Origin of the sequence: Chryseobacterium gambrini (assembly GCF_027920505.1) — a bacterium.
Lineage (GTDB): Bacteria > Bacteroidota > Bacteroidia > Flavobacteriales > Weeksellaceae > Chryseobacterium > Chryseobacterium gambrini.
This window is the reverse complement of the sequence record NZ_CP115857.1, coordinates 4233997-4250176: the sequence shown is the minus strand read 5'-3', so window position 1 is coordinate 4250176 and position 16180 is coordinate 4233997. Positions and strand designations below refer to the sequence as shown.

Sequence of the window (16180 nt, the reverse complement as noted above, 5' to 3'; positions counted from 1 at the left end):
AATTTAATACATCTTCTCTATGAGATCTGCATATTTTTTAAGCACTACATTTCTTTTTACCTTCAATGTCGGAGTAATTTCTCCTGTATTGATATCAAATTCCGAAGGCATCAATGTGAATTTTTTCACTTTTTCGTAATCTGATAAATCTATTTGCAGTTCTTTAATTTTATCTTTATAAAAATCGTTTACCTTCTCGTTTTTCACGATTTCTTCCCAATTATTGAAAGCAATATTATTTTTCTTGAGATATTCTTTTAAAAATTCAAAGTTAGGAACCACTAAAGCGGAAACAAACTGTCTTCCTTCCGCAATCAGAACAATCTGCTGAATGAAATTATTGTTGGTTAAAATATTTTCAATCTGCTGCGGCGCGATGTATTTTCCGTTGGAAGTCTTCATGAGATCTTTCAATCGGTCTGTAATGGTAAGATTTCCTTTGCTGTCGATGGTTCCGGCATCTCCGGTTTTAAACCAGCCGTCTTCCGTGAAAACTTTCTGCGTTTCTTCAGGCTTTTTGTAATATCCCTTCATGATTCCGTTTCCTTTTGCCTGAATTTCGTCGTTCTCCCCGATTCGGATTTCCACGCCCGGAAGAGGTTTTCCGCAGCTTCCGTGTTCAAAATTCGTCAAAGGAAAAGCGGTTAAAGTTGCCGTAGTTTCCGTTAAACCGTAGCCAACCGTCACATGAATTCCAACCGATTCAAAAAACTTCGTCACTTCAGGAGATAATGAAGCTCCGCCACAAGGCAGAAACCATAATCTTCCGCCCATTTTTTCTTTAATTTTACTGAAAACCAAAGATTCGGCAATGTTTTCTTTTATTTTTAATCCAAACGGAACCGGCTGTTCTCTTCTTCTTAATTCTGCGGTCTGCGAACCGGTTTCCAATGCCCAGTTAAATATTTTTTTCTTCAAGGATGAACCTTCTTCTGCTTTTTCCAACACTCCGGCGTAGACTTTCTGGAAAAATCTCGGCACCGCGCACATCATGGTCGGTTTTACCTCTTCCAAAGCATTGGCAATATTTTTCGGATCTTCGAGGAAATACACTCTTGCGCCTCCGTAAAGGCAAAGCAGGCTCCAGCTTCTTTCGAAAACGTGGGTTAAAGGTAAAAATGCCAGAGAAAGCTCTTCTTCAAAGTTATTAAACTTGAAAAATTCAAAATGCGCATCAAAGGCTTTTATGAAATTTCCGTGCGTAAGCATGACTCCTTTCGGTGTTCCTGTAGTTCCGGAAGTGTAGATAAGCGTGGCAATATCTTCATATTCTTTCTTGCAGAATTCTAATTTGGGAGAACTTTTAGCGATAAAATCCTCCAGATAAAAACTGCTGAATTCTTTCTTGATCCAGACTGCTTTTTTAGAAATGATAATCGTTTGCAGACTTGTACTTTCTTTCTTCAAAATTTCCAGACACGCATCGTACTGAGCCTGATCTCCCACTAAAATTGCCTTCGCTTCCGAATCGTTGATGATGTATTCTGCCTGTTCTGCATTATTGGTGGAATAGATTGGAACCGTGATGGCTCCGATTGCCAACACCGCGAGATCAAAAATCATCCATTCGGAAGAGTTATCCGAATAAATGGCTACTTTATCATTTTCCTGAATTCCTGCATTTTTAAGTGCATTGGCTGTTTTATACACAATTTCGCCGAATTTTTTCCAGCTCAGTTCTTTCCAGCCTGCATCTTTCTTTTTAAATCCGATGGCAGATTTTATGGGATGCTTTTCTGTATTTTTTAAGATAATTGCCTCTGCAAGATTCATTGCTTTATCTTTTTATCGTTGATATAATTATTTAAATGAAAATCAATACTTTCCGAAAGAGGAATAAACTGATAATTCAATCTGCTTTTTATTTTTTCGTTGGAAACGGTGTTCATTTCTGAAATTGATTTCACATTGGATCTTGTTGTCATTCTTAAAGCCGGAATCAACCAGCCGAATAATGTATTTGCCAAAACTCCGATATTGAGCTGAAAGTCTGAAAGAATTTTAGCTTCCTTTAAATTCAATCTGGATCTGATCTGTTTTCCTAATTCTGCGTACCTTCTGTTTTCTGCAATAACAATAAAACGTTCCCCGAAAATGTTTTTTTCCATTAATTCTATGGAAATTTCTGCAACATCTCTTACATCCACATAACTAGATCCGCCAGAAAATGTAAAGCTGTTTTTTTCGAAGGTAGGAAAAACATCTCCGCTGCTGTTTCCCCAGTTTCCGCTTCCGATGATGATTCCGGGATTTACAATAACAACGTTTAAACCTTCTGCTGAAGCTCTCCATACTTCCATTTCGGAAAGGTGTTTGGAAAGTGCGTATGCAGAATGATCCAGTTTAGGATTGAAATCGGAATCCTCGTCCAGTTCTCCTTTTTCGTTGAAATTATCAAGGACAGCAATTGAGCTTACGTGAAGAAATTTCTTCACACCGGAGCCTTCGCAGGCGTACAGGAGATTTTCTGTACCTTTTATATTGGTACGATACATTTCTTTTTCATCATGAGGATGAAAGCTTACTTTTGCAGCGCAGTGATATACTTCATCCACCTCTTTTAAAGCTTCCTGAAGAGAATACATATCATTAAAATCTACATCAACCCATTCAATTCTGTTGAAGAAATCATCGGGATTTTCCGTATAAAATGTATAGGAATGCCTTACTTCGTTTAAATTGCTCGTCGGTCTTTTTGCTGCACGAACGTTTTTTCCCTTTTTCAGAAGTTCCAAAACGATTACTCTGCCTAAAATTCCGGTTGCTCCCGTTACAAAAACCATCAATTTTTTTTACTTGATTGCTGACTAAATTATGATAATATTCTACGTTATGCAAATTTGCGATTTTTAAGGGAGATTTTCTGTTTTTTAAATGGATAAAACGACAAAAGTTTTAGTAATCCTGATTTTATTTAAATCGTGAAATTGTTTTGAAATAAAAAAACGGACTTTCGCCCGTTTTCCATATCATCTGTTCTGAATAAATTTTTAAACAAGAACCCTATTGTTTCTTCTTGGAGCTTTATCACATAAGATATCGGCAATACTTTTGGAAATAAGGTTTCCTTCGGTAAGATTATCGAGCCAGAAAAATTCTCCGGCACAGTTGATCTCAATGAAATAATATTCATCTTCCGGCGAAACGATCATGTCAATTGCGCCGTAGTCGATATGATAAACGTCTAAAAGTTCCAGCAACTTCGCTTCGATGTCTATCGGAAGTTCCGCAGGAATCCATTTATCAATGAGATTGACACCATCTTTTCGCCAGTCTATTTTTGCGGCTTCCGATTGTTGAGAATCGATTTCGAAAGCATAAACATCTCTTCCGACAATGGTAATTCTAAGTTCTTTTTTCTTTTCAATTTTTTTCTGGAACTGCATCGGACAGTACAAAAGCGTATCCAGTTCCTTCAGTTTATCTTCGTTTACCACATTGGTGAAGACCACACTTTCAACACCGTCTTCATAAATGGCAAATCCGGTCTGCATTTTGGCAACCACATTTTTATGTTTTACAATGAACTGTTTCGCTTCTTCCGGATTGTTGGTAAGGCATGATTCGGGAATCTGTAGTCCTATTTTATGGGCTATTTTCAACTGTTCCTCTTTGCTGTCCAGCCTTCTGTATACACTCGGTTTTCCTAATGAATACACATCAATAGACTCTAAAAAACCAAAAAGCGTGGTTCTGATCTCTCCCATCGCGGCTCCGTAAAATTTAGAATCGAGTTCCTCCTTCAGTCCGCTTCCGATGTTGTAGGCTCTTCTGTACCAGACTGCGGAAATATCATCTAAACGGTGTTTTTTTTCGGGTGTTTCTAAAATACTGATCCATTTTCCGTCTTCAAAACGGGTGGATAATTTATTTTGCAAAGGGTATAAATCGACATCGAAACGGATACCTTCACAATGGTTTTCAGAAATGTATTCCGTTACTTTTTCTATGGAAAAATTATCTCCTGTATGAGTAATTATTAAAATTTTATTCATTGGTTTTTCATTCTTTTTATAAGGTTGTCGGCAATTCTTTCCGCAATCGGAAAATTGAGTTCTTTCTGCAGCATTCCCCATTCTCCCTGCGGATTTACTTCAAGGAAATAATAGTTTCCGTCTTTGCTTTTTATCATGTCGATTGCTCCGATGTACAGTCCCATTTCTTTCATCATTGAAGTTAAACTGGTTTTAATATTTTCGGGTAAGCTGTATTCTGACCAAAAATAATTTTCGTTGGCAATTCTCCAGTCGGCATTTTCGCTGTTATTGATTTTTCCGGTAAAAAATTCTCCTTCGAGATACAGTATTCTCAGTTCATATTCTTTTTCGATGTAGGGCTGAAAAATCATGGGACAATATTCTATGTCTTCTATATTTTCGAGAGAATTTTCATCGATGATATTGGTGGAAAGGAAATTTTCGCCCCTCATTGTTTTTGAAAGCGCACCATGAAGTTTTGCCACCATTTTTCCGCCGCATTTCTGATGAAAAAATTCGGTTATTTTTTCTGAATCGTTTGAAAAAATAGTTTCATGAATAGTAAGGTTGTTTTTTTTGGCAATTCTCAATTGATGCATCTTATTGCCATCTATCTTGTTTTCATTCTCAAATGGATTGATCCACGGAACTTCTTCCAGCAAAGTGAAAAGATTGTATCTGAGAGTTGCATACTCTTTCAGGAAAGTTTTTGTGTAGTTTCCGTCCAGTTCTCCGGGAACGGAAATTCCCCATGATTTTCTGTGCCACACCGCTTTAATTTCGTTTGAATTAACGGTATTTCCGAATTCATCCGTTAACTCAAAAAAGTTTTCGTTGATGCTGATTTTCTGATAATGACTGATTTTATCTGAATTCAGCCTGAAATAAGGAATATTTTTAGATTTTAAATATTCAAAAAAGATATCAATATTGTAAAAATCCTGAGAATGCGTAATACAAAGAATCATCTGCCGGTTTTTATTAAAAAAGGAAACTTAGAGTGTAAGTTTCCTTTTAATATGATTTTTTAATGTGATCTGTATAATAAAAATCCATTAAACTGATGGAGAATCATCATCACCATCGGACGGATATTTCATAGTCTGTGCCATATCATAGATCGGCTTGGTCACTGTATCTACAGCGGGTTTTGTAATGCTGTCCTGTGATGCAATAGTTACATCTCCTCCTCCTTTAATTTTTTCAGGATCCTGTAATTGTTTTTCTAAAAATGAAGCGAAGAAAGGTTTCTTTTTTGAATCTTTGTTTTTCATAGTTGTTTATTTTGGGTTATTCGTTTTTAGATTTCATTACCGCCTTCATCGCCATCGGAAGGATATTTCATGGTAACATTATCATTGGAAGGTTTTGTAACGCTGTCCTGAAGTGCTGTTGTAACATTATCTTTTAACGGAGCTGTTGCAGCAGTTTCAGATCCTCCTTTGATTTTTTCCGGTTCTGCGATCTGTTTTTCTAAAAATGATGCGAAGAACGGCTTCTTGTTTTTCTTATTTTCCATGATGTTAATATTTAGTGATTTAGCTTCGACTAAAATATTAAAAAATATCACACAAAGTAGAATAAATTTTCGTTTTAAGAAAATTTTAACAAATTAACCCCAATAAATGCTTTATGTTATACAATATTCAAAAATTCTTTGACAATTTTAGCAAAATCTACAGGATTCTCAGCCTGCACCCAATGTCCTGCATTTTTCACCGTTGAAAACTGAGCTTTGGGAAACTGCTGTTTGATGGCAAATTCGTCCTGAGGAAGAATATAATTTGACTTTTCACCTGCGATAAACAATGTCTCTCCTTCGAAAACGCCGAACTTTATCGCATTCGAAACAAACTGATTGTATTTTTCAGACAAAGTTTTCAGGTTAAATCTCCAGTTGAGTTTTTTATTATCGTCCCAATACAGATTTTTTGTGAGGAATTGTATGGTTGATCTTTCAGGAATGTACTGACTTAAAACCGCTTCCACATCATTTCTGGAATTTACCGTATTGAAATCCACCGTCTCTAAAGCTTTGATAATTCCCTGATGATGTGGAGGATATGCTTTCGGAGAAATATCCACAACGATGAGCTTTTCAACTTTTTCAGGATATTTAATGGCAAACTGCATCACTGCTTTTCCGCCTAAAGAATGCCCCAGAATATTTGCTTTCTGTATGCCGTAATGATCCATATACCGAAGAATATCATCCGCTAAATCGTCGTGAGACATCTCATCCGAATGAAAACTTCTCCCGTGGTTGCGGAGATCAATAAGGTGAGTCGGTACAAATTCTCCGAAATCTTTTCCGAAGGTTCCCCAGTTATCAAGCATTCCAAATAAACCGTGAAATACCAAAAGCGGTGTCGACGAAAGATTTTCGCCAAATATTTTTGAATTTAAAATTTCCATACGTTTTTGTTTTTAGATAGAAGCGGGGTGATGGAAGCAGGAAGCCTAGAGAATACTTATCAGACCTTTAGCTTCACATACAACTACAACTTCCAGTCTTTTTACCATTTTGCCAGTCTCTTCAGATAAGCCTGAACTGTATTTTCCATTCCCATATATAACGCTTCGGAAACCAAAGCATGACCAATCGAAACTTCAAGCAAATTCGGAATGGTATCGGCGAAATATTTTAAATTTTCCAAGCTTAAATCGTGTCCTGCATTAATTCCCAATCCGAAATCTGTGGCAACAACCGCCGTATCGTAGTAAGGTTTTATAGCAGATTCTTTATTTAAAGTATAATTTTTAGCGTAAGCTTCGGTGTAAAGTTCAATTCTGTCGGTTCCTGTTTTGGCAGCATATTCTACTAGTTCGGGAGTCGGATCCAAGAAAATTGAAGTACGGATTCCTGCATTTTTAAATTCTGCGATCACTTCCGTAAGAAAATCCAGATGCTTTTTCGTGTTCCAGCCCGCGTTTGAAGTAATAGCATCATCTGCATCGGGAACCAGCGTTACCTGTTCCGGTTTCACCTCAAGAACCATATCGATAAAGGAACGGTGAGGATTTCCTTCGATATTGAATTCCGTGGTTACCAAAGGTTTCAGATCATAAACATCTTTTCTTGTGATGTGTCTTTCATCCGGTCTTGGATGGATGGTAATGCCCTGTCCTCCAAACTCCTGAATTTTTACGGCCGCCTCCGTTACACTTGGTGTTTCTCCTCCTCTTGCATTTCTCAGCGTCGCAATTTTATTAATGTTTACACTTAGTTTTGTCATACTGCAAAAATAAAAAAACCCAACTTAAAAGTGGGTTTATTATTTCATGAAATTTTACATTCGAAGAATAAGTTTCATTACACCTTTACACTGATCTGCATTACCTGAAGATCAAATTCTTTAGAAGCAACCAGTAAATGATCAAAAATATCTGCCTGAATCTGCTCAAAATGTTCCCAACGCGAATCATTGGCGAAACAGTAGATTTCCAAAGGCAGACCTTGCGGAGTAATATCCAACTGACGAACCATCATTGCCCCATCCTGATCCACATCGGGATCATTCTGCAGGTACTTTTCTGCGTAATATCTGAAAACACCAATGTTGGTAAGCTGTCTCCCGTTCACTATTTTATCGCTGTGCTTCAAAGTCTCTTTTTCTTTTTTCAGCTCAATGCTTTTTCCTTCAAGATATTCTGAGATCAGATTAATGTCTTTCAGGCGATCAATGTCTTCTTCCGTTAAAAATTTAAAGGAATTGATATTAAAGTAGATTGATTTTTTAATTCTTCTGGTGTTGGATTCTGACATCACCTGAAGATTTTTAATCTCAGTGGTTAAAAGATCATAGGTGGGAATCGATGAAATGGTTTTATCGAAATTCATGATCTTCGTCGTTAAAAGACTGATGTCTGAAATATTTCCTTCGATATTGTATTTGGGAATACTGATCCAGTCTCCTACTTTAAGACTTTTAGAAGTTGAAACATGGATTCCGGTTACAAATCCAAGAATGGTATCGCGGAAAACCAGTACCAAAACCGCAGTAATTGCCCCTAAACTTCCAACAATGGTAGCTCCTTTAATTCCGAAAATCACACAGATTCCTACAATGGAGAAAATGAAAATTCCTAAAATTTTCATTGTTTCAGAAATCGCATTCAATGCCATGATTTTGTAATAATCCTGTTTAATGGCGAAATAATTTCTGAAAGCAGTGAGACCACGATAGAGCATTCCGGCAAGAATTAATACAAGTCCTAAATTAATGGAACGTATAATAAAAATGTTGGTTCTGGGAATTGCTTTTGGCGGAAATATAGAAGTTTGAATCCCCAGTACAATTGCCAAAGCAAAAAGATGAGCTACGGAATTTGTTATTCTTGACTGATAAATTGATTTTATCACCGGATATTTTTCTTCGTTATGAAAAAAACGGAAGATAAGATTAATCACAGGTTTTACAAGAAAGTCTACCAGCAAAAATAAAATAACAAGTATAGCAAGCTTTGTAAAGGCATGAAAAATCCAATCCAGACCTGCCGGAGAAATTTTGGTAATATATAAATAAAGCTGTTCGCTTAAATCTTGTATGAAATTTTTGGTTTCCTGTAACTGATCATTCATTCTAACAAATTTAGTAAAAAATTAAATCCTTCCAACACCGATTAAATAAGAATTTTTCACAAAACAATTGAAAATTAATTAACGATTATTTAAAATTGTTTTAAAATTTTAATATATTTAATAATAAAATCATTAATTTAGTCTCGTAATTAAAAACTATGATTTATGAAAAAACTTAACCTCTTTTTTATTTTTATCATCCTTTTTTCTTTGGGTTCCTGTCACTCGGATCCTTCTTCTCCCACAGAAGCTACGGTAGATAATACGGTAAAAACCGGAAAAATAACCGGAAAAGTAATGTCACAGAACGGAGCTAAAGCCATTGGAGGCGCCTCTGTTTTTACTTTTGACGATAAATATAAAATCTACTACACAACTTCTGATGCGGATGGTAATTTTACACTGGACGCTCCGGTAGGCAATCACACCATTCACATTCAGACCGGGAATGGAAGCAATTTCCGTACAGAAGTTGCTGCAACGGTAAAAAATAACGAAACTTTAACGTTGGATCTGTCTCAGACCAAACTGAATCAGGTGGCTAAAATTGCTTATGTAAAAGGTTCGTATGATAAAATTGAAGATATTATTCTTTCTTTGGGATATACGGCTACGGAAATCACGAATAATGATCTTACAAATTTAAATACCATTGCACAGTATGATATTATTTTCCTGAACTGCGGTTCCAGAAAATACTCTACCAATCAGGCACTTTTCCCTGCAATCGATGCAAACCTTGCGATCTTCGTTGCTAATGGCGGAAGTATTTATGCTTCAGATTGGGATGTTTCTTATTTAGTGGGTGGTACAGACAATACTTCAAGCTGCGCTCCTGCGGGAGGATTTGTTCCCGATTCAAAACTTTGTTCTACAAACACAGGAAATTCGGGCATTGTTCCGGCTGTGGTAAGCAACGCAGGATTGTCTTCGGCACTTGGTTTCAACAATCTGAATATCGATTTTGATTTGGGATCCTGGCAAAAAATTACCAATTATGACCCTTCTTACTGGGAAGTTCTGGTAAAAGACGGCGCCAATCAGGCATTGATGTTGAGAACGAATCATTTTACGGCTACAGGAATTCCGGTAACGCCAATCGGAAATGCTCCGAACACAACGTTTGTTCCGGTTTGCGTTACAATTCCGGGAAGCAGTATCCAGATTACGATTTCCGTTCCGCAAACTTTAGTTCCTTATCTTGTTGCATTGGGCGCAACTGTAGGTCCATGCTCTGGTTCTTCAAACAGCGGTTATATTTATTATACAAGTTTCCACAATCATGCTGCAGGAAACATCGGAAATGCGGGTGTTATTTTACAGTACGTGATCCTGAATCTTTAACAGAATTTTTTTATCAATATAAAGTGGCTCTTTGGAGTCACTTTTGTTATATACTGCAAATAAATTTAAATTATGGACTCTACACTGATTAATATCCTTTGTCTTATTCTTTTGTTTCTGGGGATTTTAGGGACGTTTCTTCCTGTTTTGCCGGGCTTATTGCTGAGCATCTGCGGACTTTTAATTTATAAATTCGGAACAGATGCAGATCTTCCTATGATTTATGTTTGGGCATTCGGAATTCTGACGGTAGCTTCTGTAGTTTTGAATTATGTAATTCCGGCAAAAACCAATCAGAAATACGGAGGAACGCGTTGGGGAAGCATCGGTTCGATTATCGGAACCATTGTCGGAATATTTTTACCTATTCCTTTGGGTTTTCTGGTGGGAATGTTTGCGGGAGTGTTTATCGGAGAACTTCTTCACGACAGCAAGGATGTGAATAAAGCCCTGAAATCAACAAAAGGGGCTTTTATAGGATTTATTTACGGAACAGGTTTCAGTCTTGTGGTAGGTGTGGCAATGTTTTTGGTAGTATTATTAGATATGCTTAATATTATATAAAAAAAATTATGCTACATAAAATGCTTATCCTGAGTTTAGGCTCATTGTTTTTAATGAACTGTAATGCTCAAAAAGAAAATAAATTAAAAGTGAACACGGATAAAACAGGCGTTACCAAAGTAACCAGCAAAGATGGTGGAATCATCTATTTCAACGAGGGTGAAAACAAATTCCTTGAAGAATATCAGATGAATGTAACTTTCAAAGGAATTTCTGAAGACAGCCGTTGCCCAAAAGACGTAAACTGCATTTGGGCAGGTGTTGCCGTGGCACAGGTTGAAGTAATGGGAACTGCAACCCGACCTGTGGTTCTGAATTTAGCCAGTATGGACAATGAAGGCAGAAACTATCATCAGTCGGCTGCATTTAACGGATATACTATTTCTTTAACGGATGTTCAGCCTTATCCTGCTTCTGCAGACGGAGCAAAGGCTTTGAACGGAAAGTACAAAATAGGAATTACCATTAAAAAAGGAGGAGAAAATCCTACCATGAAATAGGCTTTTTCCCTTTTGAAACCAGATATTCATTAATTTTTGAAAAAGGTCTGCTTCCAAAGAATCCCTTGTAAACGGAAAACGGAGAAGGATGCGCAGATTTTAAGATAAAATGTTTAGCCGGATCGATGAGTTCGGCTTTTTTTTGTGCAAAAGCGCCCCAAAGAACAAAAACCACGTTTTCTTTTTTATCTGAAATTTCCTTGATGATGAAATCTGTAAATTTTTCCCAGCCTAAATCTTTGTGTGAATTCGGAGAATGCGCACGAACGGTTAATGTTGCATTCAACAGTAAAACGCCTTGTTTTCCCCAATCGTCCAATTCTTTTGAAGTTCTTTCAACACCTAAATCATCTTTTAATTCAATAAAAATATTTTTCAGAGAAGGCGGCGCAGCTACCTGTTCGGAAACGGAAAAACATAAACCATTTGCCTGATAATCATTATGATAAGGATCCTGCCCTATGATCACTACTTCGATATCTTCAAAAGGCGTAATTTCCAACGCTCTGAAAATCTGATTTTTTGGTGGAAAAACTTTAGTGGTTGCATATTCCTGCTTTACTTTTTCCCATAAATTGGTAAAGTATTCTGTGTTTTTTATCGGGGCTAATATTTCTGTCCAGGTCATTTTTTAAATTTGAAAATTTGAGAATGAATTAATTTGAAAATTCAATTTTTACGCCAACTTGTCATTCTGAATTAAGCAAAGCGCAATGAAGAATCTAGCGCAAATTTAATGATTAAAATAAAAAAAGATTTCTCCTTCGTAGAAATGACAAAGAAAATTATTTCTTCAAACTAAAAACCAGATTCTCCGGAAAATCTTCATCCTTTCTACCCTCCTGCAATACAAAATCATGTTTTAAAAGAAGCCCTTTTGAATTTTCATTGAGTTTGTGCGTCATCGCAACAATTTCATGCAAATGTAAATTTTTAAATGCAAAATCCACGACTACAGCCAAAGCTTCCGACATGATTCCTTTTCTGTGATACTCCGGTAATAATTCATAACCGACTTCTGTTTCTTTTCGGTCTTCGGAAAAATTCCAGAGACAAATGGTTCCAATCAGATTCGGCTGGTCTTTTAACGAAATTCCCCAATAAAAAGACGTCTGATTTCGGGTATTTTCTTTAATGGTTAAAATAAACTGAAGCGCATCATAATTGTTTTTAGGAGGATTTCGGTGTACGAACTGGTTGATGGTTTCATTGCTTCTGATCTTTAGAATGTCTTCCGTATAACTTTCGTCGATGGGTTTCAGAATTAATCTTTCGGTTTCTAGCTTCATAGTTCAAACTTACATAAATTTAGTAATTAAACTCACTAATTTCTGATACAAAAATCACAAAAATTTTATTGAAATAAGTGTAGAACAAAGTCCAACAATTCAATGGAGACTGTTAAACATTTGTAAACCTAACAGGTTTTAGAAACCTGTTAGGTTTTAAAATTAAAATCAAACATTTATCTCATTATACAGCACATTAATGATTTCAGAAAAACTTTACAAAAAGATAACATCCTGAATACAATCGAAGCGTTACAAAATATCAAACTGGACTTGCCGAAGCTTATATTAATAAAAGAGATCAAATCAATAAATCATTTTCAAATTCTCAAATTATTTCATTTTCAAATTAATTATCTTTGCACTGTGTATATAAATAAAGAAGATTTAAACGAATTAGAGTTTCCGCAATTGCTCGCGGAAATTTCTCCCTTTGCGTATTCTCCGAAAACAAGAGAAAAAATTCTTCAACTTCGTCCGATGGAAATAGACGAGGCAGAACTTTCATTGAAAAAAACTTCCGAGTATCTTTCGAGTTTTGAAAGTTCAAATGCAATTCCGTTTGATGAATATGAAGATATCGAAAGTGAGCTGAAGCTTATGCTGATCGAAAATTACCGACTGGAAAACAGCGCTTTCATCAAAATCAAAACCATCACGGAGCAAATCGGGAAACTGCAGAAGTTCTTCCCGACCATGCCGGAAACCTTCCCTACTCTCATGGAAGATGTTTCTGTTCTGGAATTCAGAAAAGAGATTATTGATAAAGTTGATAAAGTGTTCAACCGTTTTGGTGAGGTTAAAAGTGAAGCTTCTCCTGTTTTAAAAGGATTAAGAAGTGAAATTCAGCACGCGAAAAAAGCGATTCAGGAAAATTTCAACCGTGCGTTAACGACTTACGGACAGAGTGATTTTCTGGATGATATCCGCGAAACGATTATTGATGACCAAAGAGTTTTAGCGGTAAAATCGGGATTCAAAAGAAGAGTTCCGGGAAGGGTTTTGGGACTTTCAAAAACAGGTTCCATCACTTATATTCAGCCGGATTCCGTAGTAAAGCATTATTTCAAACTTCGTGAAAGTGAGGAGGAAGAGAAAAAGGAAATTGATAAGATTTTAAGACAGCTTACCGCAGAACTGGCGGAATTCCAACCTCAGCTCTGGAGATATCAGAAGTATATTTTCGACCTTGATTTAACAAGAGCAAAAGCAAAATTTGCTGAACTTATCAACGGTGTTTTACCAAAAATCAACCGCCACAAAACGTTAAGATTAAGAGAAGCGTTCCATCCTTTACTGTTTTTAAGGAATAAAGCGGAAAATAAAACGATCTATTCTCAGACGCTGAGTTTAACGGAACACAACAGAATCATCTGTATTTCCGGACCAAATGCGGGAGGAAAATCCATTACGCTGAAAACGGTTGGTTTGCTTCAACTGATGATCCAGAGCGGAATTCTTGTTCCGACACATCCAAAATCGGAAATGTTTTTCTTTGATAAGATCATGACCGATATTGGGGATAATCAGTCGATTGAAAATCACCTTTCGACGTATTCATCAAGATTGAAGAAAATGTCCGGAATCATTCGTGAAGCTGAAGCGAATACGCTTTTACTAATCGATGAATTCGGTACAGGTTCCGATCCTGAACTGGGAGGTGCGTTAGCAGAAAGTTTCCTTGAGTTTTTCTATGACAAAAAAAGTTTTGCAATCATTACGACGCACTACACCAATATTAAACTTGTTGTAGAACAGCTTCCGAATGCCCAGAATGCCGCAATGCTATTCAATGAAGAAACGCTGGAACCGATGTATAAACTGGAAGTGGGACAAGCGGGAAGTTCATTTACTTTTGAGGTGGCGGAAAAGAATAAAATCCCGAGATTCATTATTCATTCTGCCAAGAAAAAGGTGGAACATGATATTGTAAATCTGGATAAAACGATTGTAAAACTTCAGCAGGAAAAATATGAAGTGGAAAAACTAAAGACCGATCTTGCCGAAAGAAAAGAATCTGTAGAAGATAAGCGCGATAACCTTCAGAAACTGAATGAACAGCTTCAGCAGAAGCTATTCAATTTCCAGAAATTATATGAAGAAGAGCACCGTAAACTGCAGTTTGGGAACAAGATTGAGGCTTTTATCGACAGCTACGTAAAAGGGAAATCCAGAAAAGATGTGGTAAAAGATTTTGTAAAAATTCTTGAGCAGGAAAAATTCAGAAAACTGGGAGCAGATAAAGATGAGTCTAAACGTCTGCAAGTTGTGAAAAGGAAGATTACCCAACAGCTTAAAAAGGAAGAAGTAATTGAAAAAATTACGGAAACCAATGAGAAACTGGAGGAAAAACGCAAAACCGACCGCGCTCTTTGGATGAAAGTCGGGCAACGCGTCCGTATTTCCGGCAGCACGAGTGTGGGAACGATTGAAAAAATTTCGCGTAATAAAGTAATTGTGAATTACGGAACTTTTAAAACAATGATTGACGCAGACGAACTGGAAAGAATTTAAATGATAACGGTAAAAACTCATATCAGTTTTAAGGATTTTCTGATGTTTCATCTCAAAAGTTCTTTAATAAGGCTTATTGCTTTTCCTTTGCTGATTCTGCTTTTCTTTATTGTAAAACTGTTTGCGGATGGCAATTCTGAACAGGAAATTTTGCTTTCGGCTTCAATGTGGCTTGGAATTATGTTTCTGTTTATCGTGATCCGGTCTTTTTTACGGCTGAAATTTGCTTTCAGTTCCAATAAAAAGATTCAGGAACATATTACATATATTTTTACGGAAGAGAAAATCCGTACAGAAGGAGAAACTTTTGATGCAGAATTTGCATGGAATACGGTTTATAAAGTGAAGGAAAATAAAGAATGGTTTCTAATCTACCAAAGCGCACAGACGATGAATATGGTTCCGAAAAAGTATTTTACGAAGGATGAGATTACCGGATTGCGAAGAATGATTACAGAAAATAATGTAAAAGCAAAACTCAGAAAAGAGTAATGTACTTACAAAATATCTCATGAGAGCGTCTGTTCAGGACGCTCTTTTATTTTAAATTTTATATTTTTACCCCAAACAATAATTTATGAAGACCTTAAAAATGCTGTCCGACTTTCTGCCGATACCGAGCTATACTGTAATTATCCTTTGTTTTTTATTTCCCTTTTTCCTTGTGAAATGCGGTAACGTTACTTTGATGTCTGTAAAGGGAACTGATCTGATAACGGGAGTTTCTAAGCAAAAAATGGACGAAAGAATGAGAGAAAGCATTAAAAAAAGTTCTCCTTATGCATCTTCCGTAAGCAATCAGGAAGATCATTCAACGTCATCCGATGATTCTCAGGAAGAAAGTGACAAAGGTGATATTTCGCCAAATCCGTTTGTTATTCTTTCTTTTCTAATGGCGATTGCGGGAATTGCTGTGCAACTGATGAAAACCATACGAAACAAGTATCTTTATCATCTTGGGGTTTCTTTAACCGGACTTCTTGGGTTTTTAGGATTTTATCTGAGTTTTAAAGCTAAAATGGAAGATATGGAACATACCACAGGAATGGGAATGGATGGAAAAATAAATATTGCGTACAGTTTCGGAGATGCTTTTTATATTGCTGCCGTTTTATTTTCAGTTGTTTTTGTTTTCTTTGGAATCTATTCTTATCTGTTTTTTTCAAAAAAAGATCTGGAGAAAATTTAACGATATTTGGTTATCAGTTTCTAAAAAATTTCAGATTTTTATTCTTCTGAGAGCTTAAGATATTTTAGTAGAAACTTTATAATCAATTGATTTAACTTTGGTTGAATTCAAAATTAGTTTAAACAGATATAATATATGGTTAAAAATATAAGAATTCTCTGGATTTTCTATGTAAAATTATTGATTCCTGCTGTTCTATTTTCTTTGTTGATGAATACCCT

The 16180-nt window shown here is 36.2% G+C and carries 17 protein-coding genes; 6 read left to right on the top strand and 11 right to left on the bottom strand.

What is annotated here, in order from left to right:
* Positions 1-3 precede the first annotated feature (3 nt).
* The 9 genes from PFY09_RS19675 to PFY09_RS19635 all read right to left on the bottom strand — a co-directional run bounded on the left by PFY09_RS19675 (position 4) and on the right by PFY09_RS19635 (position 8559).
* Positions 4-1773: an AMP-dependent synthetase/ligase gene (locus PFY09_RS19675; protein ID WP_271160817.1), complete on the bottom strand. Its 1770-nt coding sequence runs from the start codon at positions 1771-1773 to the stop codon at positions 4-6.
* Positions 1770-2783, bottom strand: a complete 1014-nt coding sequence (locus tag PFY09_RS19670) for an NAD-dependent epimerase/dehydratase family protein (protein ID WP_271160816.1) — start codon at positions 2781-2783, stop codon at positions 1770-1772. The genes PFY09_RS19675 and PFY09_RS19670 overlap by 4 nt, the downstream gene beginning before the upstream one ends.
* Before the next feature lie 207 nt (positions 2784-2990).
* Positions 2991-3995 (bottom strand): MvdC/MvdD family ATP grasp protein, encoded by a 1005-nt coding sequence (locus PFY09_RS19665; protein ID WP_271160815.1) that lies wholly within the window; start codon positions 3993-3995, stop codon positions 2991-2993.
* Positions 3992-4945 carry an MvdC/MvdD family ATP grasp protein gene (locus PFY09_RS19660; RefSeq protein ID WP_271160814.1) on the bottom strand — a complete coding sequence of 318 codons (954 nt, stop codon included), beginning with the start codon at positions 4943-4945 and terminating at the stop codon, positions 3992-3994. The genes PFY09_RS19665 and PFY09_RS19660 overlap by 4 nt, the downstream gene beginning before the upstream one ends.
* A gap of 87 nt (positions 4946-5032) precedes the next feature.
* Entirely contained in the window at positions 5033-5251 is a 219-nt protein-coding gene (locus PFY09_RS19655; RefSeq protein ID WP_076392378.1) for a microviridin/marinostatin family tricyclic proteinase inhibitor, read from the bottom strand.
* A 26-nt stretch (positions 5252-5277) separates the two neighbouring features.
* Entirely contained in the window at positions 5278-5496 is a 219-nt protein-coding gene (locus PFY09_RS19650; RefSeq protein ID WP_076392376.1) for a microviridin/marinostatin family tricyclic proteinase inhibitor, read from the bottom strand.
* Positions 5497-5612: 116 nt separating this feature from the next.
* Positions 5613-6392 (bottom strand): alpha/beta fold hydrolase, encoded by a 780-nt coding sequence (locus PFY09_RS19645; protein WP_271160813.1) that lies wholly within the window; start codon positions 6390-6392, stop codon positions 5613-5615.
* Positions 6393-6493: 101 nt separating this feature from the next.
* On the bottom strand, positions 6494-7213 hold the full coding sequence (locus PFY09_RS19640) for a pyridoxine 5'-phosphate synthase (RefSeq protein ID WP_271160812.1): 720 nt from the start codon (positions 7211-7213) through the stop codon (positions 6494-6496).
* A gap of 77 nt (positions 7214-7290) precedes the next feature.
* Positions 7291-8559: a mechanosensitive ion channel family protein gene (locus PFY09_RS19635; protein ID WP_076392370.1), complete on the bottom strand. Its 1269-nt coding sequence runs from the start codon at positions 8557-8559 to the stop codon at positions 7291-7293.
* 165 nt (positions 8560-8724) lie between these two features.
* Here PFY09_RS19635 and PFY09_RS19630 point away from each other — a divergent pair, with 165 nt between their 5' ends.
* The 3 genes from PFY09_RS19630 to PFY09_RS19620 all read left to right on the top strand — a co-directional run bounded on the left by PFY09_RS19630 (position 8725) and on the right by PFY09_RS19620 (position 10967).
* Entirely contained in the window at positions 8725-9903 is a 1179-nt protein-coding gene (locus tag PFY09_RS19630) for a carboxypeptidase regulatory-like domain-containing protein (RefSeq protein WP_271160811.1), read from the top strand.
* Between the two features lie 72 nt (positions 9904-9975).
* Positions 9976-10467 (top strand): DUF456 domain-containing protein, encoded by a 492-nt coding sequence (locus tag PFY09_RS19625; RefSeq protein WP_076392366.1) that lies wholly within the window; start codon positions 9976-9978, stop codon positions 10465-10467.
* Positions 10468-10475: 8 nt separating this feature from the next.
* Entirely contained in the window at positions 10476-10967 is a 492-nt protein-coding gene (locus PFY09_RS19620; RefSeq protein WP_271160810.1) for a hypothetical protein, read from the top strand.
* Here PFY09_RS19620 and PFY09_RS19615 read toward each other — a convergent pair.
* Entirely contained in the window at positions 10954-11595 is a 642-nt protein-coding gene (locus PFY09_RS19615; protein WP_271160809.1) for a uracil-DNA glycosylase, read from the bottom strand. The two genes, PFY09_RS19620 and PFY09_RS19615, sit on opposite strands and share 14 nt — an antisense overlap.
* A 157-nt stretch (positions 11596-11752) precedes the next feature.
* The gene (locus PFY09_RS19610; protein ID WP_271160808.1) at positions 11753-12256 is read right to left on the bottom strand and encodes a GNAT family N-acetyltransferase; all 504 of its coding nucleotides are present in this window, start codon (positions 12254-12256) and stop codon (positions 11753-11755) included.
* Between the two features lie 366 nt (positions 12257-12622).
* Between PFY09_RS19610 and PFY09_RS19605 the strand changes: the two genes are divergently transcribed.
* From PFY09_RS19605 to PFY09_RS19595, 3 genes are all read left to right on the top strand, one after another.
* Positions 12623-14770: an endonuclease MutS2 gene (locus PFY09_RS19605; RefSeq protein WP_271160807.1), complete on the top strand. Its 2148-nt coding sequence runs from the start codon at positions 12623-12625 to the stop codon at positions 14768-14770.
* A complete protein-coding gene (locus PFY09_RS19600) occupies positions 14771-15262 on the top strand; it encodes a YcxB family protein (protein ID WP_076392356.1) in 492 nt (163 codons plus the stop codon). It begins immediately after the preceding gene.
* Between the two features lie 85 nt (positions 15263-15347).
* The gene (locus PFY09_RS19595; protein ID WP_271160806.1) at positions 15348-15959 is read left to right on the top strand and encodes a hypothetical protein; all 612 of its coding nucleotides are present in this window, start codon (positions 15348-15350) and stop codon (positions 15957-15959) included.
* Positions 15960-16180 lie beyond the last annotated feature (221 nt).